Origin of the sequence: Streptomonospora arabica, assembly GCF_039531585.1 — a bacterium.
In the GTDB taxonomy this organism is placed as follows: domain Bacteria; phylum Actinomycetota; class Actinomycetes; order Streptosporangiales; family Streptosporangiaceae; genus Streptomonospora; species Streptomonospora halophila.
In genome coordinates this window covers 117,112-136,793 of the sequence record NZ_BAAAQI010000013.1, presented here as the reverse complement: position 1 = coordinate 136,793, position 19,682 = coordinate 117,112, and the positions used below count along the sequence as shown (strand labels likewise).

Genomic DNA, 19,682 nt, shown 5'->3' with positions numbered 1-19,682 from the left:
CCGCACCCGCCCTACTCCGGGGGGTCGCCGAGCAGGTCGGCGACCCAGGCGTGGAACTCGGCGATGTGGTGCTCGACCGGCACCAGCACCCCGCCCGTGCGGTAGGCGCGCGAGGACATGGCCGGCTGGCAGCGCTCGCAGGCCTCGAAGTCCTGGCGGTTGACGCGGTCGAACAGCTCCACCGAGTGGGACAGGTCGGTTCCGGACTCCACCACCTCGGGGCTGTAGAGCCAGTCGCACTCGATCAGCGTGCGGTCGGGGGCCAGCGGGAACATGCGGTGCACGATCACGTGGTCGGGTACCAGGTTGAGGAACACCTGCGGCCGCACGGTGACGGCGTAGTAGCGGCGGTCCTGCTCCTCGCCGACGCCGCCGAGCCGGCCGAACCCGGCCGTGCCGTCGACGGTGAACCCGTCGACGTCGGAGCCGAACTCCGCCCCGTGGCCCACGTGGTACTGCGCGGCGTAGCCCTCGGCGAACTCCGGCAGCACCTCGGTCAGCTCGGGATGGATGGTGCCGCAGTGGTAGCACTCCATGAAGTTCTCGACGACCAGCTTCCAGTTGGCCGCGACATCGTAGGAGATGCGCCGGCCCAGTGCCAGCCCCTCGACGCCGTAGCGCTCCACCACGTCCTCGTCGCCGAGGCGCCGCGCCACCGCGCCGCGCACCGTCTCGTCGAAGGACGGCGGCTCGTCGGCCAGGCACACCCACACGTACCCCAGCCACTCGCGCACGTGCACGCCGATGAGACCGCGCTCGCGCTTGTCGACGCCGGGCATGTCGGCCATGTTGGGCGCGGCCACCAGGCGCCCGTCCAGGTCGTAGGTCCAGGCGTGGTACGGGCACTGCAGCGAGCGGCGGACCTCGCCGGACTCGGCGGTGCACAGCTGCGCTCCGCGGTGCCGGCACACGTTCAAGAACGCGCGTACGGCGCCGGAGCGGGTGCGGCAGACCAGCACGCTCTCCCGCCCCACGGTCGCGGTGCGGAAGGCGCCCGGCCGGGCCAGGTCGGCGCTGCGCACCGCGCAGAACCAGTGGGACTCCAGGATCAGCTCCTGCTCGCGGGCGAACACCGCGGGATCGGTGTAGTAGTGCCCCGCAAGCGTGGGCAGCAGCTCCTCGGGCGGGGCCGCCGTACCGGGGGCGTCGGGGTCGGTCGCTGTCAACGGGCCACCTCCTGCGGGGCCGCCGCGGCGCGGCGCGGCCGCGGCTCGAACAGGTCGACGGGGTGGGCGGTGGTCCCCTCGGTCGCCAGGTCGGCGGCGATCTCGCCGACCACCGGGGTGAACTTGAACCCGTGCCCGGAGAACCCGCAGGCGACGGTGACCTGGGGGTGCTCGGGGTGGGCGCCGATCACGAAGTGCTCGTCGGCGGTGGTGGTGTACATGCAGGCGGCGCCGCGCAGGAAGCCGCCGGGCAGGTCGGGGATGCGGGTGCTCAGGTGGTCGGCGATCGCCGCGATCTCGGCGGGATGGATCCTGCGGTCCAGGGACTCCGGAGTGCAGGCGGTGCCGCGCCGGAAGAACGCGGTCTTGACGCCCTCGCCCGGTCCCTCATAGGCGGGGAACCCGTAGACCTGCACGCCCGCGGGCGCCTCCCACACGTAGACGGGATGGCGGTCGGGTGTGAACGGCGCGGTGCCGCCGCGCGGCGCGAACCAGTACTGCACCTGCCGTTCGACGGTGAAGTCCACGCCGAGGTCCGCCAGCAGTCGCGGCGCCCACGCGCCCGGGCACACCACCAGCCGTGCGGCGGTGTAGGAGTCCTCGGCGGTGGCGATCCGCACGCCTTCGCCCCCGGGTAGAGCGGTCCAGGTGTGCACGGGTTCGTGGAAGCGCAGGTCGGCCCCTGACCGTTCGGCCAGGCCGAGGTGCGCGGACACCGCGGCCTCGGGCCGCACGAACCCGCCGCGCTCTTCGTAGAGGGCGACCTCGTCGGCCTGCGGCGCCATCGTGGGGAAGCGGCGGCGGATGTCGCCGGCGTCCAGCATCTCGTGCGCCAGTCCCCACCGCCGGGCCGAGTCGCGGCTGCCGGCCACGGTGCGGGTTCCGGGCCGGCCCACCATCAGCGCGCCGGTCACGGTCAGCAGGTCGGTCCCGGAGTCGCGCTCCAGCGCCTCCCACAGCTCGTAGGCGCGCAGCAGCAGCGGGACGTAGTCGGGGTGCTCGAAGTAGGCCTGGCGGATGATGCGCGACCCGCCGTGGCTGGAGCCCCGGTCGTGGGCGGGGCCGAAGCGCTCCAGGCCGAGCACGCGCTGCCCGCGTGCGGCCAGGTGGTAGGCGGCGGCGCTGCCCATCGCGCCGAGTCCGATGACGGCGACGTCGTAGGAGCGGTCCATAGGGTGGGTGCCTCCTCGGCGGCGGATGCGGAAGGTGTCGCGGTCGGAGGGGCAGGTGCTCGCCCGCGGCCGCTCCTCGGTACGGGGCGCGGTGTGCGCATTCAGCGGCGGATGCGGGCCATCTGCGGGTCGAACAGCGGTTCGGCGGCCACGGTGGCGGCCAGCGGCTCGCCGAAGTACTCCACCTCCACGGCGGTGCCGGGCAGGCCCGCCTCGGCGGGCAGCCACGCGTAGGCGACGGTTCGGCCCAATGTCGTGCTGTAGGCGGCGCTGGTGACGTATCCGGCGGGCGCGCCGTCGACGAGCACCGGTTCGCGGCCCATCGCCGTGCGCTCCGGGTCGTCCAGGGTCAGGCAGCTCAGCCTGCGCCGGGGCTCGCGTTCCGCTGCGGCGGCGACGGCCTCGCGCCCGATGAAGTCGCCCTTGTCCAGCCGAACCGCGAACCCCAGACCGGCCTCGTAGGGGTCGTGTTCGGTGGTCATGTCGGTGCCGGCCAGCCGGTAGCCCTTCTCCAGCCGCAGGCTGTTGAAGGCCCCGCGGCCCGCGGCGACCGCGCCCAGTCCGCGCCCGGCCTCCCACAGCGTGTCCCACAGCCGCAGGCCCATGTCGGCGCCGGTGTAGAGCTCCCAGCCCAGCTCGCCCACGTAGGACACCCGCAGGGCGAGCACCGGCACATGCCCGATGTGCACACGCCGGGCCTTGAAGAAGCCGAAACCCTCGTGGGAGAGGTCGTCCCCGCTGAGCGGCTGCACCAGGTCGCGCGCGAGCGGCCCCCACACCCCGATGCAGCAGGTGCCCGCCGTGGTCTCGCGCAGGACCGCCGAGCCGTCGGCGGGCAGGTGAGCGCACAGCCACTCGACGTCGAGGCTGCTGCTCACGGCGACCTGGAAGAAGTCCTCGTCCAGGCGGGCGACGGTGAGGTCGCTGCGCACTCCGCCGCCGGGATCCAGCAGCAGCGTGTAGGCGACGCCCCCGGGTTTGCGGTCGAGCTGGTTGGTGGTCATGCGCTGCAGGAACGCGAGCGCGCCCGGTCCGCTGACCTCCAGCCGCTTCAGCGGCGTCATGTCGTACAGTGCCACGCCCTCGCGGGTCGCGCGGGCCTCGGCGCAGACGAGGGGGGAGTGGTAGCGGGCGGCCCAGGGGTCGCGCACGGCACCCTCGTCCTCGGGGCGCACCAGCGGGGCGTTGGCCGTGTACCAGTGCGGCCGCTCCCAGCCGCCGCCCTCCAGGAAGAACGCGCCCAGATCGCGCTCGCGCTGGTAGAAGGGGCTGGTGCGCAGCGGGCGCGGCCCTTCGATCGGCTGCGCCGGGTGCACGACGTCGTAGACCTCGACGAAGCTCTGCTTGCCGCGGTCGGCCACGTAGGCGGGGGAGAGCTGCGCGTCCTCGAAGCGGTGCACGTCGCACTCGTGCACGTCGGTCGAGGGGCGGCCCTCGGCGATCCATTCGGCGACGGCCCGGGCCGCGCCGGCGGAGTGGGTCACCCACACGGCCTCGGCCAGCCAGAACCCGCGCAGCGCCCGCGACTCGCCCAGCAGCGGCATGCCGTCCGGCGTGAACGAGAAGACGCCGTTGAAGCCCTCCTCGATCGTGGAGCCGGCCAGGGCAGGCAGCAGCTCCACGCTGTCGCGCCAGCTCGGGTCGAAGTCGGCGGGGGTGAACTCCAGTTTCGAGGGCATGTCCTCGGAGGCCTCCGCGCCGGGCTCGGCGACGTCGGCCAGGTGCACCGGCATGGGACGGTGTGCATAGGAGCCGATCCCGATCCGGTCCCCGTGCTCGCGGAAGTAGAGGTCGCGGTCCTGATGGCGCAGCAGCGGGCGGCGCGCCTCGATCTCGGGCGGGTTCTCCACCCCCTCGACGGGCGCGGTGAAGGCGTACTGGTGGGCCAGGGGCAGCAGCGGGACCGCGACTCCGGCCATCCGCCCGATCGCCGGCCCCCAGAACCCGGCCGCCGAAACCACGACGTCGGCGGGGAAGGCGCCGCGGTCGGTGACCACCCCGCGCACCCGGCCGCCGTCGCGCTCGACCCCCACCACGGTGTGGTGGTCCAAGAAGGCCGCGCCTCGCGCCGTCGCGGCGCGCGCCTGGGCCTCGCCGGCGCGCACCGCCTTGGCCAGCCCGTCGTCGGGGGTGTACAGCCCGCCCAGGACCCGGTCGCTGTCGAGCAGCGGCCACATCCGCGCGCACTCGTCCGGCCCGACGAGCTCGGCCCGCACACCCCAGGAGCGCGCAAGGCCGAGCTTGCGCTTGAGGTCGTCCCAGCGCTGGGGCGTGGTGGCCGCCTCCAGGCCGCCCACGGCACGGAAGCACCACCGGCCGTCGAGGTCGAGCCGGGAGTACTTGGCCACGGTGTACTTCGCGAACTCGGTCATCGTCTTGGACGGGTTGGTGGCGAACACCAGGCCCGGCGCGTGCGAGCTGGAGCCGCCGGTGGCGAACAGCGGCCCTTGCTCCAGGACGGTGACGTCGTGGAGTCCGCGGGCGGTGAGCTCGTCGGCCAGGGCGCAGCCGACGATGCCGGCGCCGATGATCACGACGCGCGGGCGCGGGGGGCGGTGGGTGCGTGGCGGCGGAACGGAGGCGGTCATTGGCGTCCCCCTCGGAACACGGGCAACCGGTGCGGCGCGGGCGGGTACGCCCGTCACGTTTCGTACTATGCATCTCACTGCGTTATCAGCAACAGGCTGACCCGCCGGAAAGGCCGCGTCAAGAGGCGGAATGTTAATCAATATTTCGCGGAAGTTGCTGATCACCAGGGATTCCAGAGGGCTTGACGGCGATCGGGGCGGCCGCAGACACTGTTGCGTACTAGGCGTGTAGTTGCGCATTAGGGGACGAAGATCATCCCCGTTGACGTCGTCCACCGCGGCACTCCGCCGCGGGTCCCACCACCGGAACCGGGCCCCTGCCCGCCGCATGCCCGCCGCATGCCGCACGGCATCCCGGCGGAGCGCGACCGATCAGCACACCCGACCCGAAGGAGAGGAGGAGCTCGCCATGATCTATGCCTGCCACCTGAACGACCTGCCCCAGGGCGAGTCGCTGCGTGTGATGGCCTACGTCCCCATCGCCCTGTTCAACGCCGACGGCGAGGTCTATGCCGTCGACGACACCTGCACCCACCAGAACGCCTCCCTTTCCGAGGGCTGGCTGGAGGGGTGCCACGTCGAGTGCCCGCTGCACGAGGCCGCTTTCGACCTGCGCACCGGCCAGCCGAGCTGCCTGCCCGCCAAGCACCCCGTGCGCACCTACGAGGTCACCGTCGCCGAGGACGGCGGCGTCTACGTGCACGCGGCCGCGGCCGAGCCGGCAGCCGCGCCCGCCGCCGAGCGCGTCGTCGAGGGCGCGGCATGAGGGCGGTGGCCGTGGTCGGCGCGTCGCTGGCCGGCCTGGAAACCGCCCGAGCGCTGCGCCGTCAGGGGTTCGAGGGCAGGCTGACGGTCATCGGCGACGAGCAGGGCCCGCCCTACGACCGACCGCCGCTGTCCAAGGAGTTCCTGCTGGGCAAGGCCGACACCGAGGACATCGCCCTGCTCGACGCCGACGACGCCGACCTGGACCTCGACTGGCGGCTGGGCGTGCGCGCCGCGGGCCTGGACCTGCGGCGGGGGAGTGTGCGGCTCGCCGACGAGGCCGAGATCGGCGCGGACGCCGTGGTCGTGGCCACCGGCGCCGCCCCGAACCGGCTGCCGGGCACCGCCGGACTGGCCGGGGTGCACGTGCTGCGCAGCCTGGCCGACGCGGAGGCGCTGCGCGCCGACCTCGCCGCCGGGTCGCCGCGCGTGGCGGTCATCGGGGGCTCCTTCATCGGCGCCGAGATCGCTTCGGCGTGCTCGGCGCTGGGTCTGGAGACCACCGTGGTCGAGGCGCTGGAGGTGCCGATGGAGGCGGTGCTGGGACCGGGCGTCGCCCGCGTCGCGGCAGGCCTGCACGGCGACAACGGGGTGCGGCTGCTGTGCGGGGTTCCCGTCGGCGGCCTCCGCGGGCACGACCGCGTCACCGGGGTCGAGCTCGCCGACGGCACCCTGGTGCCCGCCGACGTCGTCGTCATGGGGATCGGTGCGCGGCCCAACACCGCCTGGCTCACCGGATCCGGCCTGGAGCTGGACGACGGCGTCGTCTGCGACACGGGGATGCTGACCGCCGCCGGCCGGGTCGCCGCAGTGGGCGACGTGGCGCGCTGCCGCGGCGCCGACGGCACGAGCGCCAGGTTCGAGCACTGGACCGGCGCCGTCCAGCAGCCCGCCGTCGCGGCGGCCAACCTGCTCGCCGGGGCCACGGTCCAGGAGTACCGGCGCGCCCCTTACTTCTGGTCGGACCAGTACGGGCTGCGGCTGCAGTTCGCCGGCCGGGTGCAGCAGGGTGACGAGCTGCGCGTCGTCGAGGGCTCGCTCGACGACCGCTCCTTCGCGGCGGTCTACGAACGCGGGGGCGAGGTGACCGCCGCGGCGGCCGTGGACCGCCCGCGCGCCTTCACCCGCCTGCGCCGCGGCATAGGCCGGGCGGCGGCCCCGGTGTAAGCCGCCGCCCGGCGTCCTCGACGCGCCGTGGAGGCCGCCGCCGGCCGGAGGGGGAGCCCCGGCCGGCGGCGGAGAGGGGGCACGCCGCTCAGCGCACGCCCATCAGGTGGTCCAGGGCCAACTGGTCCAGCCGCTCGAAGTGGTAGCCGCGCTCGCCGACCGCCGGCAGGTCCAGCTCCTCGCCGAGCAGGTCGGCGACCGACTCGCCCCCGCGGAGCGTGGGCTCGGACAGCTCGCCCACCCGCGAGGCCTCCAGGGCGGCCCGGACCTCCGGGTCGGCGCGGAAGGCCGCGGCCTTCTCGCGCAGGATCAGGTAGTTGCGCATGCAGCCCGCGGCCGAGGCCCACACGCCGTCCATGTCCTCGGTCCGCGGCGGCTTGAAGTCGAAGTGCCGCGGCCCCGTGTACCCGGCGTTCTCCAACAGGTCGACCAGGAAGAACGCCTCCTTGAGGTCGCCGGCGCCGAAGCGCAGGTCCTGGTCGTACTTCACACCCCGCTGGCCGTTGAGGTCGATGTGGTACAGCTTGCCGTGCCACAGGGCCTGGGCGATGCCGTGCGCGAAGTTCAGCCCGGCCATCTGCTCGTGGCCGACCTCCGGGTTGACGCCCACCATCTCGGGGTGTTCCAGCTCGTTGATGAAGGCCAGCGCGTGGCCCACGGTGGGCAGCAGCACGTCGCCGCGCGGCTCGTTGGGCTTGGGTTCCAGAGCGAAGCGCAGCCCGTAGCCCTGCTCGCGGACGTAGGCGCAGAGGAAGTCGAACGCCTCGCGCAGCCGGTCCAGGGCGGCGCGTCCGTTCTTGCCCGCCTCGGTCTCGGCGCCGTCCTGGCCGCCCCAGCACACGTAGGTGTGCGCGCCCATCTCCGCGGCCAGGTCGATGTTGCGGAGGACCTTGCGGAGGGCGTACCGGCGTACGTCGCGGCTGTTGGAGGTGAAGCCGCCGTCGCGGAACACCGGGTCGCTGAACAGGTTCGTGGTGGCCATCGGCACGACCAGGCCGGTCTCCTCCAGCGCACCGCGGAAGCGCTTGAGGATCTGCTCGCGGGCGGCGGCGTCGCTGCCGGGCGGGATGAGGTCGTCGTCGTGGAAGGTGACGCCGTAGGCGCCGAGGTCGGAGAGGCGGCGCACGGCCTCGACGGGGTCCAGCACCGGGCGCACCGGCTCGCCGAACGTGTTGACGCCGCGCCACCCCACGGTCCACAGGCCGAAGGTGAACTTGTCCTCGCGGACGGGCTGGTAGTCGTTCATCGGATTACCTCCATCGATGCCCCCGCCGTCAGACCGGGGAGGAAGCGGATTTCGCCGTGTGGCAGGCCGGGTGACGGCGGTGCGCCGCCGGGGCGCGGCCGCTGCACGATGCCTGCGCGGTTCTGCCTGCCCAGCGGTCAGGCAAGGGCGTTGCGCGCCCGCGAGTAGCGTTCGCGGACACCGGGTGCGGGGTCGGCCTCGTAGACCTGGGCGCTGCCCGGTCCGGCCCACTCCGGCGGCTCGGCGGTGCCCGCCAGCACCCACGCGGCCTGGCGGGCGGCGCCGTCGGCGACATACTCGCCGGGTTCGGGCACCACGACGGGCCGCCCGAGGATCTGCGGCGCGATCGCGCGCACCGCCTCCGAGCGGGCGGCGCCCCCGATCAGCAGCACGCGGTGGACCGGGACGTCCTGGGCGGTCAGCGCGTCGACGGCGTCGGCCAGGCCGCAGAGCATGCCCTCGACGAACGCGCGGGCGATCGCCGCGGGGTGCAGGTTGGCCCGCGTCATGCCGTCGAGGCGGCCGGTGGCGTCGGGCAGGTTCGGGGTGCGCTCGCCGTCGAGGTAGGGGAGCAGGGTGAGGCCCTCCGCGCCCGACGGCGCCGACAGCGCGAGCCGGCCGAACTCCTCCAGGTCCGTGCCCAGCATCCGCGCGCCGGCGTCGAGGACGCGGGCGGCGTTGAGGGTGGCCACCAGCGGCAGGAACCGCCCGGTGGCGTCGGCGAACCCGGTGACCAGGCCGGAGGCGTCGGCCACCGGCTTGTCGGCGACGGCGAAGGCGGTGCCCGAGGTCCCCAGGGACACGACGACGTCGCCGGGGCGGGCCTCCAGGCCGAGCGCGGCGGCCATGTTGTCGCCGGTGCCCGGTGCCACGGTGGCGATCTCGGGCAGGCCGGGCACGCGGACCGCGCCGGCGTTCTCCGCGGGCCGGGCGACGCGGGGCACCTCCAGGTCGCGGCCGAAGGCCAGGCGCAGCAGGTCCGGGCGGTAGGTGCCTTCGGCGGTGTCGAAGTAGCCGGTGCCCGAGGCGTCGCCGCGGTCGGTGACGGGGTCGGTCTCACCGCGCAGGCGCCAGGTCAGCCAGTCGTGGGGGAGCATGACCCGGCGGGTGCGGGCGGCGTTGTCCGGCTCGTGCTCGGCCAGCCAGCGCAGCTTGGTGACGGTGAGGCTGGCCACGGGGACGCTGCCCACCGCGCGGGCCCACTCGGCGGGGCCGCCGAGTTCGGCGACGAGGTCCTGCGCGGCGCCGGCCGAGCGGGTGTCGTTCCACAGCAGGGCGGGGCGCACGACCCGGTCTTCGCCGTCGACGGCGACCATGCCGTGCTGCTGGGCGCCCACCCCGATGGCCACGACGTCGTCGAGCATTCCGTCGCCGCAGACCTTCAGCAGCGCGTCCCACCAGTGCCGCGGTTCGATCTCGGTTCCGTCGGGGTGAGGCGCCTGCGCGCGCCGCACCAGCACGCCGGTGTCCGCGTCGCGTACGACAACTTTGGTGCCCTGGGTGGACGAGTCCACTCCCGCGACCAGCATCGTCGGACCTCCAAGCGCGTCGTGATCGGGGTGATCGTTGAGGGGTACGGTGACTCGGTGCCGAGGCGGTGTGACGTTCGCCGCGCACCGCGGTAAGGATTAGTTTGGTCTCCGGACTAATCAAAAGTCAATCCCGCCGACCCAGGCGAAGGCGCTGGTTGCCGGGGAGCGGTCGGGGCCGGGCGGTGCCGGGTGCGCCGGCGGGAGCGGCGGGTCCGGCCGCCGCGCGCCCGCGGCCCGGGACCCGCCCGCCTGCCTCAGCCGAGGTCGTCGAGGATGCGGCGCAGGTAGCGAGGGGTCTCCGAGGCCGGAGCGGCCTCCAGGCAGAGCCGGTCCATGACGGCCATGTAATGGTCGGTCTCCTCGGGCTTGTCGAAGTAGACCGAGCTGGTGAGCTGCTCCAGATAGACCACGTCGGGCAGGTCGGCGCCGGTGAAGCGCAGGATGCTGAAGGGCCCGCCCGCCGCCGCGTGCCCGCCGCGCGCGAAGGGCACGATCTGCAGCGTGACGTTGGGCAGCGTGGCCATCTCGATCAGGTGCTCCAGCTGCGCGCGCATCGCGTGCGTGCCGCCGAGCGGACGGCGCAGCGCGGCCTCGTCGACCACGGCCCAAAGGCGCGGGGCGTTCGGGCCGGTCAGACGCTCCTGGCGCGTCATGCGCAGGTGCACGCGGCGGTCGATCTCGTCGACGGGCGCGTTGCCGTGGCCCAGCATGATCACCGCACGGGCGTACTCCTCGGCCTGCAGCAGGCCCGGCACGAACTGAAGCTCATAAGTACGGATGATCGAGGCGGCTTCCTCAAGGCCGACGTAGACCTCGAACCAGCTCGGCAGCACGTCGCTGTACTTGTGCCACCAGCCGGGGTTGTTGGCCTGGCGCGCGAGGGAGAGCAGCGTGCCGCGCTCCTCGGAGTCGTCCACGCCGTAGAGCGAGAGCAGGTCCGCCACGTCGCGCTCCTTGAAACTGACCTGGCCGAGCTCCAAGCGACTGATCTTCGCGTGCGAGGCACGGATCTCGTAGCCGGCGTCCTCGCGGCTGATGCCCTTTGCCGTTCGGAGCCGCCGGAGCTGGGTGCCCAGCAGAATGCGCAACACAGTCGGCCCGCCCCGTGACTGGGCGAGTACGTTCGCAGGGGGAGTGTCCTCCTCCGGCCGCGCTATCTCCATTTTGCCCCTCCGAGAGCAGCTGACCGAGACAGTGAATCAGAATAGCGGCGGGTACGGCAATTGCCGCGGAACGCCGCACACGCTCGGTGTTGTGACCGGATGCTGTTAGTTGCACACGCTGTGACCAGGTGAAGACGCATCCGGATCACTGTCGCCGGTCGGCCGGCGGGCGGCGGGCGCCGGAGGGGAAGCGGAGGCCGTCGGCACCCCGAGGGAAGCGAGTGAATTCCGCGGACATTATTGAATACCGCCACGGATTTGCGTCGAGATATCCGCGAAGTTCACCGATCGCGCTGGCAACCGCGGCGCGGGATGTGCGTCTGCGCGGATGCGCGCGGGGACGAAGGTGTGCGCTCGGAGCGGGAGAGCTCCCGGCGGCGCACGCGCCGCAGAAGGGGCGAAGCCGGCCCGGCCCTCCCCGGAGGGTCATCACGGGGGTCAATGTGGGGCGGGGGCGCTGCAAGGGAGTGGGGGATGCGTACCGTCCCGTCCTCGGACCGGTTGCGCTGTGGGCCACCCGCGCCGGGCCGTCCGCGTTCAGCGGGCGTATCAGTCGAGCAGGTGGTCGAACTCGCCCAGTTTGGCCCCGCGGACGAAGGCCGTCATCTCAGCGGGCGTGTAGATGAGGGCGGGACCGTTGGGGTGGCGGGAGTTGCGCACGGCGATCTCCCCGTCCGGCAGGCGGGCGACCTCAACGCAGTTGCCGCTGGGGTTGCTGAGCTCGGACTTGCGCCACACGGCGCCCCGGAGGCTGCCGGCGGGGATGCCGTTGTAGGTCTGCTGCATCGGTGTTCTCTCTTTCGGTCCTGTCGCCATACCAAGATCATCCGCGACTCGCGCGCAGACTACATGATGCACGTGCATATGTGCTTGCAGGGGTTCTTGCGTTGGTAAGCCACGTTAACTATGGCAATACCCGCTAAGAAGCCGCGGGTGGGGCAAGGTGGGCCGCTCGGAGCAAATCGGGACTTTCGGCCCAACTTCCGAGTCGCGTTCGGTTCGCCGTCCATCCGGGCGACCGCTGTGGCCTGCGGCGATGCCGGATCGATCCCCTGTGGCCTGCGACGACGGGGCGGCGTTGCCGGTCGAGACGCGTCCGGTGCCCGGCCGGTTCGCTTAAATTTTCATAACAACCGGCCTCAGGGAGGACATGCGGCGCACTTCTCACTAGACTGCGTTATGCACATGCATTCGTGCTTACGTCTGTAAGCGACGAGAGATAGGGATGCAAGTGGACCCGTACGGTGCGAGTAGCCCGACAGCGCAAGGAGCGCGATGACTGCGCACTCTGCCCACTTCCACGCCGGTGGCCTCTTCCTGGCGTCCGGAGGCGCCCGAGTCCCGTCGGCCCGCGTCGGCGACGTGCCCGGAGGCTGGCAAGGCCTGTCGTTGGCACCGCTGCCGGTCGGGGAGCACTTCATCCGCCCCATCACCGCGGTGTGCGGACTGGGGTTCCACCCCGCCTCGGTCAAGCGGGCCCGCGACTTCGCCGCAGGTGTGCTGGAGGACTGGGGGCTGGAGTCCCTCTCCTGCGACCTGCGCCTGGTCGTCTCCGAGCTGGTCACCAACGCGTGCCGGCACGCCGCGCCGGTGGACTCGGGGATGATCTCCGAGTGGTCCGTGCAGTTCGGCCTGGTGCGCGGCGACGGGGAGCTCACCTGCATGGTCTTCGACCCCAGCAGGGCCGCGCCTGTCATGGGCGAGCTCGACGAGGGCTGCGGCGAGGGCGGCCGGGGCCTGCGCCTCATCGACTCCTACAGCTCCGACTGGGGCTGGAACATCCTCGACGGGCAGGGAAAGGTGGTCTGGGCCGCGTTCTCCATTCCCGACGCGCCCTGAGGGGCACCACCCGATCAAACCCTCGCCCTTCCGGATAGGGCGCCGCCGCCGGTTCCGGCGGCGGCGCCCCTCATCACCCGGCGCCGCCGGACCTCCGGCCGCCCCGTCCGTGCGTGCCGTGCCTCGCTGCGCAGATGAGCGGATTCCCATCTTGTTTCATGTCGGCTCCAGGGCGCCGCCGGCAGGATCACCGGCATGAACCCGCTGTACCGCACCGCGGCGACCGCCGTCGCGGTGGTCTCCCCTCGCAGGCGTCCGCCGTGGTCTGGGCCTCCGGGAGCGATGCGCCGCCCGCCCGTCCGCCCGGCCGTGTGACCATCGGCGAGTCGCCCGTATCCTCCCCTCCGCCCCGGTCTCCTCGGGCGGCGCCGAGCCGCGGCCCACGCCGTCAGGTGAGGCCGTGGGCCCGCCCTCGCCCCTCACCGGCGACGACGGTGAGGACGGCGACGTGCGCGCCGAGCGCGGCCCCGAGGCCTCCACGCTCACCGCGGGGGAGCTCACCCTGGACCTGCGCGCCCGCCGCGCCGCCACCGGCGCGGGCACCGCCGACCTCACCGCGCGCGAGTTCGCGCTGCTGGAGCTGCCGCTGCGCCATCGCGATCAGGTGCTCACACCGCAGCTCCTCAGTCCCGTGCGGCTACGACCCGGGGTCCGACGTCGCGACGCCTCCATCCGCGCTCTGCGCAAGAAGGTCGGCGCCGAGAGGATCGAGACCGCGCGCGGGACGGGCTTCCGCCTCTGCGGGTGAGGCCGCCGGGCCGCCCCGGGTTCCACGAGCCGCCGGCCCCTTCCACCGCTCCCGCCTCCCCCTCCTCGCGTCCCGCATCCGCCGGCTCTGCGGCCGCCGCGGTGAGGCGTGTGCTATTTTGGGCATACGACCAAGTCGAACGCCCAAGTGCGAGCGCGCGGCCGCGCCGGTCTCCGGCGGTCGGCGCAGGGCAGGGAGGGCCCATGGCACGACCCACCACGGCCGAACGCGGGCGCGAGGTGCGCCGCAAGCTGCTCGACGTGGCCTGCCGGCTCATCGCCGAGCGCGGCTGGACCGCGGTGAGCACCCGGATGCTGGCCGACCGGGCCGGCGTCACGCCGGGGCTGGTGCACTACCACTTCTCCTCGGTGCAGGCGCTGCTGTCCGAGGCCGCCACCGGTGCCATGCGCGACTACCTCGCCCAGGCGCCGGGCCTGTTCGACCGGGCGGACTCCCCGCGCCGGGGGCTGGAGCTGCTGCTGGGCGAGCTGGACCGGCACACCGGCCTCGACCCGCAGTCGCTGCTGTTCATCGAGGCCTACCTCGCCGCCACCCGCGACGACGCGCTGCGCGGCGAGATCTCCGCGGTGGTGGCCGAGTTCCGGTCGCGGGTGGCCGACTGGCTGGGCCGGTGCGGCGTGGCCGACCCGGACGGCACCGCGGCGGTGCTGGCGGCCGCGATCGACGGCGTCCTGATGCACCGGGCGCTGAGTCCCGGAATGAGCGGCGCCGACGTCGCCCCCGTCCTGGGCCGCATCCTCGCGCCCGCCGCCGGCGAGCGCGGACCCCACGAAACGGAAGGAACAGGTGATCCGGCATGAGGATCGTCGTCTGCGGCGCAGGCATAGCGGGGCTCGCCCTCGCCCAGCGCCTCGACACCCTCGGATTCGAGGTGGTGGTCCTGGAGAAGGCGCCCGGCCCCCGCCCGCAGGGCTACATGATCGACTTCTTCGGCCCGGGCTACGAGGCGGCGGAGGCCGTCGGCGTGCTCCCGCGGCTGCGCGAGCTCAGCCACCGGGTCGACGAGGCCCGCTACGTCGACGCGCGCGGGCGCAACCGCGGCGGGCTCGACTACGACCGCTTCGCCCGCGCGGTCGGCGGCCGCCTGCTCAGCATCATGCGCCCCGACCTGGAGCAGGGGCTGCGGGAGCAGCTTTCGGACCGCGTCGACCTGCGCTACTCCACCTCGATCGCCGACCTGGACAACCGCGACGACGGCGTGCGGCTGCGGCTGACCGACGGCAGCGAGCTGGAGGCCGCACTGCTCGTCGGCGCCGACGGCATCCACTCCCAAGTCCGCCGGGACGTCTTCGGCGAGGAGGAGCGGTTCATCCGCTACCTGGGCTTCCACACCGCCGCCTACGTCTTCTCCGACTCCGGGCTGCGCGACGAGATCGGCGACGCGTTCCGGCTGACCGACAGCGTCGGGCGGATGATGGGCTTCTACGCCCTGCGCGGCGACCGGGTGGCCGCCTTCGCCGTGCACCGCACGCCCGACCCCGCACTGCCCGAGGACTTCCGCGCCACGCTGCGCGAGGTCTACGGCTCGCTGGGCTGGGTGGTGCCCCGCGCTCTGGAGGCGTGCCCGCCTTCCGATGAGATCTACTACGACCAGGTCGCCCAGATCAGCATGTCCCCCTGGAGCCGCGGCCGCGTCGTCCTGCTCGGCGACTCCTGCCAGGCGGTGTCCCTGCTGGCCGGGATGGGCGCGTCGCTGGCCGTTGCGGGTGCGCACGTGCTGGCCGAGCACCTGGTCCGCGAGGACACGGTCGAGGCAGCGCTGCGGAGCTACGAGGAGGGGTGGCGGCCCGTCGTCGAGGAGAAGCAGCAGGTGGGCCGCCGCGGCGCTCGCGTGTTCCTGCCCGACACGCGCTGGGCGCTGTGGGGGCGGCGGATCGCGCTGCGGATGTCGCGCATCCCCGGCGTCGACCGCTATATCGCCGCGTCGCTGACCGGCAAGCCGGTTCCCCTGCCCGAGCCCTCGGCCCCGAGCGGCGCTCGCCGCGGCTGAGTCGGCGCCGCCCCGAGCACGGAGCGCGCGGGCGGCTAGTCGCGCGGGGCGCCGAGGTGGTGGTGGACGATCAGGTCGGTGTAGACGTCGCCGAGCTCGGCGGCCGTCAACCCGTCCTCCGGGTCGTACCAGTTGACCACCGACTCCAGGGCCTCCAGCACCGTCCCCGCCGCCGCTCCGGGATCGGCCACCCGGAACCGCCCCTGCGCGGTGCCGTCGGCGACGACGGTGCGCAGGTGATCGCGGTAGGACTGGCGCAGTTCGGCGAGTTCGCGGTGGCGGCCGGGGTGGACGGCGCGCAGCGTGGGCAGCACGGTGCGGCGCAGGTCCTCCTCGGTGCGGTGGTGGCGGCAGTGGTCGATGTGCCGCCGCACCAGGCGTTCGAGCCGTTCGTGGGGAGCGCCCGGACCGCGGTCGGCAAGCTGGTCGCGTACCAGCCTCCGGGCGCTGTGCAGCGCGATGGCGCAGGCGAGGTCGAGTCTCGTGGGGAAGGCTCTGCGGAAGTCGGCGGGATCGAGCCCGGTCTCGCCCGCGACCTCGCGTGCGACGGAGGCCATGTCCGGTCCGTGCAGCCCGTGCCGGGCGAACGAGCGTGCCGCCGCGTTCAGGGTGCGGTCGAGGGTCTGCGCGTCATGGTGGGTGAGGTCCGCCGTCATGATCATCTCTGCAGGGCCGGCCCCGAGGGAAGGGGCGTAGTCGAGGGGTGCGCCGGACGAATTCGCCGTCGGCGTATTCGAGGGTAGCGATATTCTCCGGACTTCTCAGAGAAAAATGCGGGACGCGCGGCGGCTCCGATAAGGGGTGCTCCGGGGCGTACGGCAGCGCTGCGCCTGTGACATGGGCGTCGTCGGGCGTCGGCACGGGTGGCCCGGTTTCCCTCGCTGGAAATGAACTGAATTCATTTCCCGGTCAGAGAAGTTCGCCGCTCTTCTCCGCAGCGAAGACCGGGTTTTCCTGCGGTCCGGATTCCCCCGTGTGCTCGCGGTTTCGGGTCAGGGGCACCAGTTCGCCGATGTTGGCGGTGATGATGGAGTCCACGCCCATTCCCGCGAGGCGCACCATTTCCGGGAAGTCGTCGACCGTCCAAGCCGCCACGCCGTATCCGTGGCGCTGGATCTCCACCACCAGCTCCCGGGTGAGCATCCGGTAGTCGGCGCTGAAGAAGTCGGGGCGCAGGTCCTCCCAGACACCGGGCGCCGGAAGGTCGGGCCGGTCCCAGGGCAGCGCGATGGGTGCGGCGGACAGCTTCGCCCGCAGCGCCCGCAGCGTCTCGACCGGCCCGGTGTAGCGGACGTGGTCGCTCATGCCGTGCTCGCCCACCACCGCCTCGGCCGCCAGCGCGGTGTCGGCGGAGTCCACCTCGCACAACAGGGAGCAGGGAATGCGCTGCCTTCCCGCTTCGGCGAGCACCTCCATGAACGTGGGGATGCGCTGCTCGACGTCGGTGCCCAGAACCGCGAGGTCGGCCAGGCCCGCGCCCACGGCGGGCCGCTCCAGGCCCCAGTCCTCCTTGAGGCTGCTGTCGCGCACCACCACCACGTGGCCGTCGGCCGTCATGCGCAGGTCCACGGCCAGCGCGTCGGCGCCGGCCGCGATCGCGGAGCGGATCGCGGGCAGCGTGTTCTCGCGGAAGCGGGAGGTGTCGCCCCGCAGTGCGGTCGCCAGCGTCATCGGTGATCCCCCAGCCCGATCATCGGCGGCGATGGGCCGCCGGACGTGGGAACACAGTGCCAAACCGGGCAGCCCTACGTGGGCGGACTCGGCGTACTCAGATGGATTCGGCTGTAGTGCGAACGCAATATGAGTGTCTGGAACCCGAGGCGGCCTTCCCGGGGCGCCTGCGGCACGCGGACGGCCCATCCGATGGTCCGGCGAACAACGCGGAGACAGCGGGGCGGGCGGCGGACCGCTCTCGCGGACTGGGACACTTCTGTGGTAAGCACACGCGCCCGCCGTCGAGGCCGGCGCAGGTCCGACGACGACTCCGAAGGCGAAAGATGATCCCCGACCAGCGCCGCGAGCACATCCTCAAGCTCCTGCAGGAGCGGCATGTGCTGAGCATCAACGAGCTCACCTCGATGCTGTCCGTCTCGCATATGACGGTGCGGCGCGACATCCAGGCCCTGGAGAACGACGGCAAGGTGCTCTCGGTGACGGGCGGCGTGCGTCTGGCGGCGCGGCTGAAGAGCGAGCCGTCCTATCTCGCGAAGGCCCAGCTGGAGGTGCCGGCCAAGCGCGCCATCACGCGCGCTGCGGCCGAGCTGGTGCGCGAGAACTTCACCATCTTCCTCGACGCCGGCACCACGTCCCTGCAGATGGTGCCGATGCTGACCGAGAAGGTGGGGCTGACGGTGGTGACCAACGACTTCAACGTGGTCGGCCACCTCATGGAGTACCCCAACATCGAGCTGATCCACACCGGCGGCGTGGTCTCGCACGCCGACCACTCGTCCGTCGGGCAGTTCACCGCCGACTTCTTGAGCAAGGTCAACGTCGACATCGCCTTCATCGCGAGCAGCTCCTGGGACGTGGAGCGGGGTTCGACGACGCCGTCGGAGGCCAAGGTGGTGGCCAAGCAGCAGCTGCTGCGGGTGGCGTCGAAGAGCGTGCTCACCGTGGACAGCACCAAGTACGGCAAGTTCGGGACGTTCAGGGTGGCGCGCCTGGAGGAGTTCGACCTGATCGTCACCGACGACCGGCTGCCGCAGTCGGCGGCCGACGAGATCCGGGCCCAGGACGTGCGGTTGGAGCTGGTCTCCCCGGAGTGATCGCGGGACGGCGAGCCCGGGCCGAGGAACGGGACCCGGGTCCGTGACAGGCGGTCGGTCGGGCGGGCGGAGGGAAGCCGGGGCTCAGGCCACGTCGCTGCCCAGCTCGGCCGGGCAGAACAGCTCCAGCTGGATGCCGTCGGGGTCGGAGAACTGGATCATGGAGCCGTTGTCGGAGTGCACGATCGGCGAGTGGTCGATGTCCAGCTCGGTGAGCCGGTCCTCCCAGTAGTCCAGCTCGCCGAGGCTGCCGACCTGGAAGGCGACGTGGTCCATGCCCGTTCGCCGGTGGTCGAAGGTGGCCTTGAACTGGTCCTTGTGCTGAATGAAGCCCAGCACGACTCCGCACGGGTGTCGGCACTCGGTGAGCAGCCACTGCTTGCCGTCACGAGTCTTGTACTCCTTGAAACCGAGTACGGACCGGTAGAACTCGATACTGGCGTCACGGTCGCGCACTGACAGCGTGATGTGCGCGAGACCGGTCACTCGAGGCACGGAAACCTCTCTCCGGCGGTCCAGTGCCCGTTTACCGGGCGGGAACAGCGTTAGCACAATTCTTGAGAATACGCGGGTCAGAGGCACACTCAAGGGGTTGTTAATGCACGCTTAACGGGACGGGCGGGTGCGGCTCGCACCCGGGCCCCGGCGGTTGGGGCCCGCACGGCCGCTGTGGCCGGGATCGCGCGGCCGCAACCGGCCGCGTGTGAGAGCACGCACACCAAGACGGCGTCAACGGGCGGTCGGCGTCCGACCGGCCCCGCCGGCGGCGGTGGCGGGCGCCGCGCGGAACCGCAGCCGCGCCCGCCTCCGTGGCAGAGTGGCGACATGAGCGCGAACACCACACTGGACGTCGTCACCGTCTTCCTCGGCGACGGCGGCACCGGCGGCAACAGGCTCGGCGTCTTCCTGGACCCGCCCGACCTCGCCGCGGCGGACCGCCGGCGGATCGCCGCCGATCTCGGCTTCGCCGAGACCGTCTTCCTGGGACAGGCCGACGGCCGGCTGCACATCCACACTCCCGCCGTGGAGCTGCCGCTGGCCGGCCATCCGCTCGTCGGCACGTCCTGGCTGCTGGCGCAGCGGGGGAGTCCGACCGGGGTCCTCAACCCGCCGGCGGGCCCGGTGCCCACCTGGACCGAGGGCGAGCGGGTGTGGATCAGGGCCGATCCCGCCCTCGCGCCCGTCTTCGAGACCAGGCAGATGTCCTCGCCGGCCGAGGTGGACGCGCTGGCGGGCGGCGAGCCAGGCGTCGACCTGCACGTATGGGCCTGGGAGGACGAAGCGGCCGGGCGCGTGCGGGTGCGGGTGTTCCCGCACGAGATGGGTATCGGCGAGGACGAGGCCACCGGCGCCGCCGCGTTGCGGCTGGGCCGGCGCCTCGGCCGCGAGCTGACCGTGCGCCAGGGGATGGGCTCGCGTATCGACGTGCGGCCCGGGCCCGACGGCACCGTCGAGGTCGGCGGCCGCTGCGCGCATCTGGAGACCCGGGAGTACCCGCTGACCTGAGGCCGTGCGGA

18 protein-coding genes are annotated in these 19,682 nt (G+C 72.7%); 8 read left to right on the top strand and 10 right to left on the bottom strand.

The window, feature by feature from the left end; genetic code table 11:
* Positions 1-11: 11 nt before the first annotated feature.
* The 3 genes from ABD284_RS19275 to ABD284_RS19265 all read right to left on the bottom strand — a co-directional run bounded on the left by ABD284_RS19275 (position 12) and on the right by ABD284_RS19265 (position 4,926).
* Entirely contained in the window at positions 12-1,166 is a 1,155-nt protein-coding gene (locus tag ABD284_RS19275) for an aromatic ring-hydroxylating oxygenase subunit alpha (RefSeq protein WP_344145424.1), read from the bottom strand.
* Positions 1,163-2,338 carry an N-methyl-L-tryptophan oxidase gene (gene solA / locus ABD284_RS19270; RefSeq protein WP_344145422.1) on the bottom strand — a complete coding sequence of 392 codons (1,176 nt, stop codon included), beginning with the start codon at positions 2,336-2,338 and terminating at the stop codon, positions 1,163-1,165. Before solA ends, ABD284_RS19275 begins: the two co-directional genes overlap by 4 nt.
* Positions 2,339-2,439: 101 nt before the next feature.
* Entirely contained in the window at positions 2,440-4,926 is a 2,487-nt protein-coding gene (locus ABD284_RS19265; RefSeq protein ID WP_344145420.1) for a GcvT family protein, read from the bottom strand.
* A 409-nt stretch (positions 4,927-5,335) separates the two neighbouring features.
* On the opposite strand from ABD284_RS19265, the gene ABD284_RS19260 reads away from it, so the two are divergent.
* Together ABD284_RS19260 and ABD284_RS19255 are read left to right on the top strand one after the other, a co-directional pair.
* Entirely contained in the window at positions 5,336-5,692 is a 357-nt protein-coding gene (locus ABD284_RS19260; protein ID WP_344145418.1) for a bifunctional 3-phenylpropionate/cinnamic acid dioxygenase ferredoxin subunit, read from the top strand.
* On the top strand, positions 5,689-6,858 hold the full coding sequence (locus tag ABD284_RS19255) for an NAD(P)/FAD-dependent oxidoreductase (RefSeq protein ID WP_344145416.1): 1,170 nt from the start codon (positions 5,689-5,691) through the stop codon (positions 6,856-6,858). The genes ABD284_RS19260 and ABD284_RS19255 overlap by 4 nt, the downstream gene beginning before the upstream one ends.
* Before the next feature lie 88 nt (positions 6,859-6,946).
* On the opposite strand, the gene xylA is transcribed toward ABD284_RS19255, so the two are convergent.
* From xylA to ABD284_RS19235, 4 genes are all read right to left on the bottom strand, one after another.
* Complete coding sequence (gene xylA / locus ABD284_RS19250; RefSeq protein ID WP_344145414.1) at positions 6,947-8,104, bottom strand: xylose isomerase; 1,158 nt, start codon at positions 8,102-8,104, stop codon at positions 6,947-6,949.
* Between the two features lie 137 nt (positions 8,105-8,241).
* The gene (xylB, locus tag ABD284_RS19245) at positions 8,242-9,633 is read right to left on the bottom strand and encodes a xylulokinase (RefSeq protein WP_344145412.1); all 1,392 of its coding nucleotides are present in this window, start codon (positions 9,631-9,633) and stop codon (positions 8,242-8,244) included.
* 257 nt (positions 9,634-9,890) lie between these two features.
* Positions 9,891-10,799 (bottom strand): helix-turn-helix domain-containing protein, encoded by a 909-nt coding sequence (locus tag ABD284_RS19240; RefSeq protein ID WP_344145410.1) that lies wholly within the window; start codon positions 10,797-10,799, stop codon positions 9,891-9,893.
* 549 nt (positions 10,800-11,348) lie between these two features.
* On the bottom strand, positions 11,349-11,585 hold the full coding sequence (locus ABD284_RS19235; protein ID WP_344145408.1) for a DUF397 domain-containing protein: 237 nt from the start codon (positions 11,583-11,585) through the stop codon (positions 11,349-11,351).
* A 489-nt stretch (positions 11,586-12,074) separates the two neighbouring features.
* Here ABD284_RS19235 and ABD284_RS19230 point away from each other — a divergent pair, with 489 nt between their 5' ends.
* The 4 genes from ABD284_RS19230 to ABD284_RS19215 all read left to right on the top strand — a co-directional run bounded on the left by ABD284_RS19230 (position 12,075) and on the right by ABD284_RS19215 (position 15,397).
* Positions 12,075-12,638, top strand: coding sequence for an ATP-binding protein (locus tag ABD284_RS19230; RefSeq protein ID WP_344145406.1), 564 nt, complete (start codon positions 12,075-12,077; stop codon positions 12,636-12,638).
* A gap of 400 nt (positions 12,639-13,038) precedes the next feature.
* Positions 13,039-13,386 carry a winged helix-turn-helix domain-containing protein gene (locus ABD284_RS19225; protein ID WP_344145404.1) on the top strand — a complete coding sequence of 116 codons (348 nt, stop codon included), beginning with the start codon at positions 13,039-13,041 and terminating at the stop codon, positions 13,384-13,386.
* 203 nt (positions 13,387-13,589) lie between these two features.
* Positions 13,590-14,207, top strand: a complete 618-nt coding sequence (locus tag ABD284_RS19220; RefSeq protein WP_344145402.1) for a TetR/AcrR family transcriptional regulator — start codon at positions 13,590-13,592, stop codon at positions 14,205-14,207.
* Complete coding sequence (locus tag ABD284_RS19215; protein ID WP_344145400.1) at positions 14,204-15,397, top strand: FAD-dependent monooxygenase; 1,194 nt, start codon at positions 14,204-14,206, stop codon at positions 15,395-15,397. Before ABD284_RS19220 ends, ABD284_RS19215 begins: the two co-directional genes overlap by 4 nt.
* 35 nt (positions 15,398-15,432) lie before the next feature.
* Here ABD284_RS19215 and ABD284_RS19210 read toward each other — a convergent pair whose 3' ends face one another.
* Together ABD284_RS19210 and ABD284_RS19205 are read right to left on the bottom strand one after the other, a co-directional pair.
* Entirely contained in the window at positions 15,433-16,059 is a 627-nt protein-coding gene (locus ABD284_RS19210) for a TetR-type transcription factor C-terminal domain-containing protein (RefSeq protein ID WP_344145398.1), read from the bottom strand.
* 247 nt (positions 16,060-16,306) lie between these two features.
* Positions 16,307-17,068 (bottom strand): glycerophosphodiester phosphodiesterase, encoded by a 762-nt coding sequence (locus tag ABD284_RS19205; RefSeq protein WP_344145396.1) that lies wholly within the window; start codon positions 17,066-17,068, stop codon positions 16,307-16,309.
* A gap of 326 nt (positions 17,069-17,394) precedes the next feature.
* Here ABD284_RS19205 and ABD284_RS19200 point away from each other — a divergent pair, with 326 nt between their 5' ends.
* Positions 17,395-18,165, top strand: coding sequence for a DeoR/GlpR family DNA-binding transcription regulator (locus ABD284_RS19200; RefSeq protein ID WP_344145394.1), 771 nt, complete (start codon positions 17,395-17,397; stop codon positions 18,163-18,165).
* 84 nt (positions 18,166-18,249) lie between these two features.
* On the opposite strand, the gene ABD284_RS19195 is transcribed toward ABD284_RS19200, so the two are convergent.
* Positions 18,250-18,660 (bottom strand): VOC family protein, encoded by a 411-nt coding sequence (locus ABD284_RS19195; protein ID WP_344145392.1) that lies wholly within the window; start codon positions 18,658-18,660, stop codon positions 18,250-18,252.
* 330 nt (positions 18,661-18,990) lie between these two features.
* Between ABD284_RS19195 and ABD284_RS19190 the strand changes: the two genes are divergently transcribed.
* Positions 18,991-19,671 carry a PhzF family phenazine biosynthesis protein gene (locus ABD284_RS19190; protein ID WP_344145390.1) on the top strand — a complete coding sequence of 227 codons (681 nt, stop codon included), beginning with the start codon at positions 18,991-18,993 and terminating at the stop codon, positions 19,669-19,671.
* Positions 19,672-19,682: the final 11 nt, after the last annotated feature.